This is a genomic window from Aminobacter sp. MET-1 (assembly GCF_026521175.1).
In the GTDB taxonomy this organism is placed as follows: Bacteria; Pseudomonadota; Alphaproteobacteria; order Rhizobiales; family Rhizobiaceae; genus Aminobacter.
On sequence record NZ_JAMSHL010000068.1, the window covers coordinates 1 to 731 of the forward strand.

General features: G+C 66.9%; 1 protein-coding gene. It reads left to right on the plus strand.

Annotated elements, in window-relative coordinates:
- The coding region (locus NDO48_RS29045) for an aldehyde dehydrogenase family protein (RefSeq protein WP_267322891.1) at window positions 1-731 on the plus strand (731 nt) is incomplete at both ends.

Below are 731 nucleotides of genomic sequence, written 5' to 3' on the forward strand. Positions count from 1 at the left end.
GTCGAGGGGCTCGTCGACGGTATCTGGTTCAACCAGGGTCAGGTCTGCTGCGCCGGTTCGCGCCTCCTGGTGCAGGAGAGCGTGGCCGACGCCTTCATCGCCAAGGTCAAGACACGCATGAGCCGGCTGCGTGTTGGTTCGCCGCTCGACAAGAACACCGATATCGGCCCGCTGGTCGACAGGACCCAGCTCGACCGGGTCAGGCGCCTGGTCGAGGAAGGCGCCAGACAGGGCGCGGTCTGCTGGCAGCCCGACCAGGACGTGCCCACGACGGGCTATTATCACCTGCCGACGCTGGCGACCGGTGTGGCGCCTGCCAACATTCTGGCCCAGGAAGAGGTGTTCGGGCCGGTGCTCGCCACCATGAGCTTCCGCAACACCGAAGAGGCGGTCGAACTCGCCAACAACACGCGCTACGGCCTTGCCGCCTCGGTGTGGAGCGAGAACGTCAATCTGGCGCTGCATGTCGCCCCGCAGCTCAAGGCCGGCGTGGTCTGGATCAACGGCACCAACATGTTCGACGCCGCCTGCGGCTTTGGCGGCTATCGCGAAAGCGGCTTCGGCCGCGAGGGCGGCAGGGAAGGGCTGGAGGAATATCTGGCGCCGAGCGAGGTGCATGGCCCGGTCATAAAGCCGGCTTCAGCGCCGAAGCAGGCCGCCCGCGACAATGGCGAGACGCCAGGCATCGACCGCACCGCCAAGCTGTTCATTGGTGGCAAGCAGGTGCGCCC